This window comes from Streptomyces sp. S6 (assembly GCF_054880855.1).
Genome location: NZ_JBTYMC010000333.1, coordinates 1 through 6,875, shown reverse-complemented (window position 1 = coordinate 6,875; position 6,875 = coordinate 1). Strand labels below are relative to the sequence as shown.

Annotated in this window: 5 protein-coding genes; 3 read left to right on the top strand and 2 right to left on the bottom strand. The window is 68.2% G+C overall.

What is annotated here, in order from left to right; genetic code table 11:
* Positions 1-620 (bottom strand): NYN domain-containing protein (locus tag ACVNF4_RS30195; RefSeq protein WP_461806059.1); only part of this gene is annotated, 620 nt, incomplete at its 3' end.
* Positions 621-843: 223 nt separating this feature from the next.
* On the opposite strand from ACVNF4_RS30195, the gene ACVNF4_RS30190 reads away from it, so the two are divergent.
* Positions 844-1,011 (top strand): hypothetical protein, encoded by a 168-nt coding sequence (locus ACVNF4_RS30190; RefSeq protein ID WP_461806058.1) that lies wholly within the window; start codon positions 844-846, stop codon positions 1,009-1,011.
* A 70-nt stretch (positions 1,012-1,081) separates the two neighbouring features.
* Here ACVNF4_RS30190 and dnaE read toward each other — a convergent pair whose 3' ends face one another.
* Positions 1,082-4,621: a DNA polymerase III subunit alpha gene (gene dnaE / locus ACVNF4_RS30185; protein WP_461806057.1), complete on the bottom strand. Its 3,540-nt coding sequence runs from the start codon at positions 4,619-4,621 to the stop codon at positions 1,082-1,084.
* 208 nt (positions 4,622-4,829) lie between these two features.
* Between dnaE and ACVNF4_RS30180 the strand changes: the two genes are divergently transcribed.
* Entirely contained in the window at positions 4,830-6,155 is a 1,326-nt protein-coding gene (locus ACVNF4_RS30180; protein ID WP_461806056.1) for a DUF2252 domain-containing protein, read from the top strand.
* 130 nt (positions 6,156-6,285) lie between these two features.
* A partial coding sequence (locus tag ACVNF4_RS30175; RefSeq protein ID WP_461806055.1) for a hypothetical protein occupies positions 6,286-6,875 on the top strand: 590 nt, incomplete at its 3' end.

The following is a 6,875-nucleotide window of genomic DNA, read 5'->3' as shown; positions in this document are numbered from 1 at the left end:
AGCGGTGCCGCGAGGATCGCCGCGATCTCCGGGTTGCGCGGCACCGGCGGCGGCGCGCACACCCCGCCGTGCTCCTTCGCGCGGACGGCCTTCGTGATCCAGGTGCGGTCCAGCACCCGCCGCTCGTCCGCCTCCGCGACGAGGTCCTCCGACTGGTTGTAGTCCCCGTCGGCGGCCTGGACGGCCCACAGGTGGACGGCGACGCCGTGCTCCTTGGCGGCCATCATCCCCGGCAGCAGATCACCGTCACCGGTCACCAGCACGACGTCCGAACAGGCGCGGTTGCGGGCCAGTTCCGTCAGCTCGGCGTGCATCGCGGCGTCCACGCCCTTCTGCGCCCAGCGGCCGTCGCTGCGGGTCAGGGCGCCGAGGCGGACGGTGACCCTAGGCATCACGCGCAGCCTGCGGTGCTCGGGCTGGGGGACGCGGTCGGGGGCGCCGTCGAACCAGTAGATCCGCAGCAGGGGCCGCTGCGTGTCGGACTCCGCCTGTTCTCGCAGGCCCTGTACGAGGGCGCTGTGATCGACGCTGATACGGGAGCGCGAGGGATCGCCGGCGAGGAGACTCGCGGCGGCCCCCAGCAGATACCCGGCGTCCACCAGGACGATGCAGCGGTCCACGCGACTCACCCTCTTCCCGGGAGTTTGCTTCGGGCTTCCTTGGAGTCTGCCCGACCTCGCGAGGGTTAACGGCCGGAACTCGATCTTCGGCGTGGCGTTTGGGGAGATTGCACCCTATGCCCCCTTGGTCACACAGGGCAATGATCCGAAATGCGGCTTATCTCCGGGCATGTGAGTCTGAGGTCCGGCCCTGATCCCTCAACCCCCCAGGAGGCGGATCCTCATGGCCAAGCACAAGAAACAGCAACGCACCTCGCAGGCGTCCCAAGCCGAACGCGGCCAGCAGCAGGCCCAGGCGTCCGCCATGGAAGCCCAGTCCAAGAACGCCACCCAGGCAACTCCGATGGACATGGCCCGCAAGCACAGGGAACGCCGCTTCGGCCACAACTGACGCCCAGCTGAGGCTCAAGCACACAAAGGGGCGCACCCGACGAGGGATGCGCCCCTTTTACGCGTCGGCACTACCCCGCAAGGCAAGCGGGACCCAGCAGCACCTTCAAGTCGCCGAACAGCGCGGGATCCGGCTTCACGCGATGCCGGTCCAGCCGCAGCACCGTCGTCTTCGTCGGCCCCTGCAACCTGATCCGCACCTCGCTGTCCCCCCGGTGATGCGTCAGGATCTCGTTGAGCCGGGTCACCATCGGCGGCGTCACCCGGGTCGCCGGGATCGTGAGGATCACCGGCGCGTTGGTGCCCGCGTTGGAGAGGTCGGGAACCGCCAGCTCCATCGCGACGAGCCGAGGCACGTCCTCGCGCTTGTCGAGCCGTCCCTTGACGAACACGACGGCGTCCTCGACGAGCTGCGTGGACACGAGCTGGTACGTCGCCGGGAAGAACATGCACTCGATGGACCCGGCGAGATCCTCGACCGTCGCGATGGCCCAGGCGTTGCCCTGCTTGGTCATCTTGCGCTGGAGCCCGGAGATGATCCCGCCGATGGTGACGACGGCGCCGTCCGCGTGCTCACCGCCCGTGAGCTGGGCGATCCCCGCGTCGGCCTTGTCGGACAGGACGTGCTCCAGGCCGAACAGGGGGTGGTCGGAGACGTAGAGGCCGAGCATCTCCCGCTCCTGCGCGAGCAGATACGTCTTCTCCCACTCGTCGGTGGTGAACTCGACGTCGAGACCGAAGCCCGGCTCGTCCGTCTCCTCCTCGCCCATCCCGCCGAAGAGGTCGAACTGCCCCTCCGCCTCCTTGCGCTTCACCGCGACCACGTTGTCGATCATGGTGTCGAAGTGCGCGGTGAGCCCCTTGCGGGTGTGCCCGAGCGCGTCGAACGCGCCCGCCTTGATCAGCGACTCCGTGGTCCGCTTGTTGCAGGCGACCGCCTCGACCTTGTCGAGGTAGTCGGGGAACGAGTTGTACTTCCCCTTGGCCTTGCGGCTGCGGATGATCGACTCGACGACGTTCGTGCCGACGTTGCGGACGGCCTCCAGGCCGAACAGGATCACGTCGTCACCCTGGGCGGCGAAGTTGTGCACCGACTCGTTGACGTTCGGCGGGAGGACCTTGATGCCCATGCGCCGGCACTCGTTGAGGTAGATCGCGGACTTGTCCTTGTCGTCCTTGACGGACGTCAGGAGCCCGGCCATGTACTCGGCGGGGAAGTTGGCCTTGAGGTAGGCGGTCCAGTAGGAGACCAGGCCGTACGCGGCGGAGTGCGCCTTGTTGAACGCGTATCCGGCGAACGGCACCAGCACGTCCCACAGGGCCTGGATCGCCTCGTCGCTGTAGCCGTTCTTCTGGGCGCCGGCCTGGAAGATCGTGAAGTTCTTGGCCAGTTCCTCGGGCTTTTTCTTGCCCATCACGCGGCGCAGGATGTCGGCCTCGCCGAGCGAGTACCCGGCGATGATCTGCGCGGCCTTCTGCACCTGCTCCTGGTAGACGATCAGGCCGTAGGTGACCGCGAGGACCTCTTCGAGCGGCTCCTCCAACTCCTTGTGGATCGGGGTGATCTCCTGGAGCTTGTTCTTGCGCAGCGCGTAGTTCGTGTGCGAGTCCATGCCCATCGGGCCGGGACGGTACAGCGCGGAGACGGCGGAGATGTCTTCGAAGTTGTCCGGCTTCATCAGGCGCAGCAGGGACCGCATGGGCCCGCCGTCGAACTGGAAGACGCCGAGGGTGTCGCCGCGCTGGAGGAGTTCGAAGGTCTTCGGGTCGTCGAGCGGCAGCGCGAGGAGGTCGAGTTCGACGCCCTTGTTGGACTTCACCATCTTGACGGCGTCGTCCATGATCGTCAGGTTGCGCAGGCCCAGGAAGTCCATCTTCAGCAGGCCGAGCGACTCGCACTGCGGGTAGTCCCACTGCGTGATGGTGACGCCGTCGGTGTGCCGGACCCAGATCGGGGCGTGGTCGACGATGGGCTCGCTGGACATGATGACGCCGGCCGCGTGCACACCCATCTGCCGGACGAGGCCCTCGACGCCCTTGGCGGTGTCGATGACCTTCTTGACGTCCGGTTCGTTCTCGTACATCGAGCGGATCTCGCCCGCCTCGTTGTACCGGGGGTGCGAGGGGTTGGTGATGCCGTCGAGGTCGATGCCCTTGCCGAGGACGTCGGCGGGCATGGCCTTGGTCAGGCGGTCGCCCATGGCGTACGGGTAGCCGAGGACGCGCGCGGAGTCCTTGATGGCGTTCTTGGCCTTGATCTTGCCGTAGGTGCCGATCATGGCGACCTTGTCGGAGCCGTACTTCTCCGTCACGTACCGGATGACCTCGACGCGCCTGCGCTCGTCGAAGTCGATGTCGACATCCGGCATGGAGATGCGCTCGGGGTTCAGGAACCGCTCGAAGATCAGGCCGTGCGGGATGGGGTCGAGGTCGGTGATGCCCATGGCGTACGCGACGATCGAGCCGGCCGCGGAGCCTCGGCCGGGGCCGACGGCGATGCCCTGGCTCTTGGCCCACATGATGAAGTCGGCGACGACGAGGAAGTACCCCGGGAAGCCCATCGAGATGATGGTGTCCATCTCGTACTCGACCTGCTTCATGCGGTCGTCCGGGATGCCGCCCGGGAAGCGGCGGTTCATGCCGCGCATGGTCTCCTCGCGGAACCAGGAGACCTCCGTGTAGCCGTCGGGGATGTCGAACTTCGGCATGAGGTTCTTCTCCTCGAACATGCCGGTCGTGTCGACCATCTCGGCGACGAGGAGCGTGTTGGCGCACCCCTCCTGCCAGGCGTCGGAGGAGTCGACGGCGTACATCTCGTCCGTGGACTTGAGGTAGTAGCCGGTGCCGTCGAACTTGAAGCGGTCCGGGTCGGAGAGGTTCTTGCCGGTCTGGATGCACAGCAGCGCGTCGTGCGCCGTCGCCTCGTGGGCGTACGTGTAGTGCGAGTCGTTCGTCACCAGCGGCGGGATGCCGAGCTTCTTGCCGATCTCCAGGAGGCCGTCGCGGACCCGGTGCTCGATCTCGATGCCGTGGTCCATCAGCTCCAGGAAGTACTTGTCCTTCCCGAAGATGTCCTGGTACTCGGAGGCCGCCTTGAGGGCTTCGTCGAAGTGGCCGAGGCGCAGCCGGGTCTGGACCTCGCCGGAGGGGCAGCCGGTGGAGGCGACGATACCCTCCGACCACTGGGAGATGGTCTCCTTGTCCATCCGGGGCCACTTCTGGAGCCAGCCCTCGGCGTAGGCGTCGGAGGACAGCTTGAAGAGGTTGTGCAGGCCGGTGGAGTTCACGGCCCACATCGTTTTGTGCGTGTAACCGCCGGAACCCGAGATGTCGTCCCGCTTCTGGTGCGGCTGGCCCCAGAGGATCTTGCGCTTGTTGCGCCGGGACTCGGGGGCGACGTACGCCTCGATGCCGATGATCGGGGTGACGCCCGCCTTCTTCGCGGTGTGGAAGAAGTCGTAGGCGCCGTGGAGGTTGCCGTGGTCGGACATCGCGATGTGGGTCATGCCCATCTCGTTGCACGCGTTGAACATGTCCTTGAGCCGCGCGGCACCGTCCAGCAGGGAGTACTGGGTGTGGACGTGCAGGTGCGTGAACGGCGGCTTTGACACGGCTTGACCTCCAAAAGGACATCAGAGAGGAAACGGGTGAGAACAGGCGGTCGGACGGGACGGGGGATCGGCGTGAAGTCTATGCCTCGGCACTGACACTCGGAGGTCTCCCCCGCGTACCTTCACAGGCGGGCACCAATCGACGACGCTGCCCGTTGGAGTCGGCAGAAACACTGTCGAACACGTACGCACCAGGAGGCACCCGGCGATGTCGGTCAACCGGCTCAACGACGAGCAGCGCGGCGAGGAGATCCTCGCCGTCTTCGACACCGCGTTCGGCGAGCTCCTGGCCGCCGACCCGGCCGCGTTCCGCGTGAAGTTCCGCAAGATGGCGGCTTCCGCGTTCGCGTTCTACCGGGGGACGGCCGCTCTCTTCTACCACGACGCGGACGCCGACAAGCACGGCGGCCCGTACCTGGACGACCGCACCTCGCGCGTGTGGATCCACGGCGACCTGCACGCCGAGAACTTCGGCACGTACATGGACGCGACGGGGCGCCTGATCTTCAACGTCAACGACTTCGACGAGGCGTACGTCGGCCCCTTCACCTGGGACCTCAAGCGCTTCGCCGCCTCCATAGCCCTCATCGGCCACGCCAAGGCCCTCAGCGACGGGCAGATCGGCGAGCTGGTCGGCGTCTACGCGGGCGCGTACCGCGAGCGCATCCACGCGCTGGCGACGGGCGCGAAGCGCGACGAGGTCCCGCCCTTCACGCTGGACACGGCGGAGGGCCCCCTCCTGGACGCGCTGCGGGACGCCCGCTCGCTGACCCGTTTCGGCCTCCTGGACTCGATGACGGAGATCCGGGACTTCGAGCGCCGTTTCGCGCCGGGCGGCGGCTCCATCGAGCTGGACGCGGCGACGCGCTACAAGGTGCTGGCCGCGTTCGACGGCTACCTGGAGACGCTGCCGGACTCCTCGCTGGCCCGCCCCGACTCGTACCGCGTCAAGGACGTCGTCGGCCGCAGGGGGATCGGCATCGGGTCGGCCGGGCTGCCGTCGTACAACATCCTCCTTGAGGGGCACAGCGACGCCCTGGAGAACGACGTCGTGATCTACATCAAGCAGGCCCAGACCCCGGCCGTCTCCCGGCACATCACGGACCGCGAGATCCGGGAGTACTTCCAGCACGAGGGCCACCGCACGGTCATCTCCCAGCGCGCCCTCCAGGCGCACGCGGACCCGTGGCTGGGCTGGACGGAACTGGACGGCGCGGGCCAGCTGGTCGCCGAGGTGTCGCCGTACGCGGTGGACCTGGACTGGGGTGACATCGACGACCTTGAGGAGATCGCGGCGGTCGTCGCGGACCTCGGGAGGGCGACGGCGACGATGCACGCGGCGGCGGACGACACCTCCGGCGAGTCGCTGGTCCCGTTCTCCACGGAGCGGGCGATCGACGCGGCGCTCGCGGCCGACGAGGAGGGCTTCGCGCCGCTGCTGGTGGACTTCGCGCACAGCTACGGCGCCCGCGCACGGGCGGACCACCAGATCTTCGTCGACCTGTTCCGCAACGGGCGGATCCCGGGGTTGTGACGAGAAGGGCTGCGACAAGAGGGGCTGTGACAAGAAAGGTGACGGGGAGGTCACACATAGGCCTCCCCGGGCCTCTCACAGGCACCTTTTAGGAGCCTCTTACGACAGCCCGTGTCACACTGCCGGTGTTATGGACATACCAGGGACCCGACTCAGAGCCGTGCGCGCGGCGCTGTTCACGGCGCTCGTCGTGACGCTCAGCACCGCGTCGCACGTCCTGCTGTCCCGGGCCCCCCTGCCGCTGAACACGGTCGCGCTGGTCGCGGCGGCCGTGTTCGCGCTCGCCTACGCCCTCGCGGGCCGGGAGCGCGGCTTCGCCAGGATCGCCGCCCTGCTGGTCCCCCTGGAGCTGGCGGCCGACACGGTCTTCACGACCGGCCAGCACGTCTGCTACGGCCCGGCCGGCGGCCCCGTCACCGGCCCGCTGCGTTCGGTCGGCTGGAGCGTCCTGTGCGGCGACGGCACCGAGCTGGGCACCCCGCTCACCCGTGTGACCCACTCCGGCCAGGTCCCCGCACTCCTCGCGCACGCCGACGCGGCGACGGCGTGGGGGCTGCTCGCGGCGCACGTCAGCGTCGGCCTCCTCACGGCCTTCTGGCTGCGCCGGGGTGAGCGGGCCCTGTTCCGGGTGGCGTCGGCCACCGCCGCGACGGCGTTCCGGCCACTGCTGCTCGCGGTGGCCGCCGTGACGTTCCGCCCGCGCACCGAGGCCGGGGTCCC

Bases quoted from the DNA above. Each gene is read 5' to 3' on its own strand.
- ACVNF4_RS30190 (WP_461806058.1), top strand. From the start codon at position 844: ATGGCCAAGCACAAGAAACAGCAACGCACCTCGCAGGCGTCCCAAGCC.
- ACVNF4_RS30180 (WP_461806056.1), top strand. From the start codon at position 4,830: ATGTCGGTCAACCGGCTCAACGACGAGCAGCGCGGCGAGGAGATCCTC.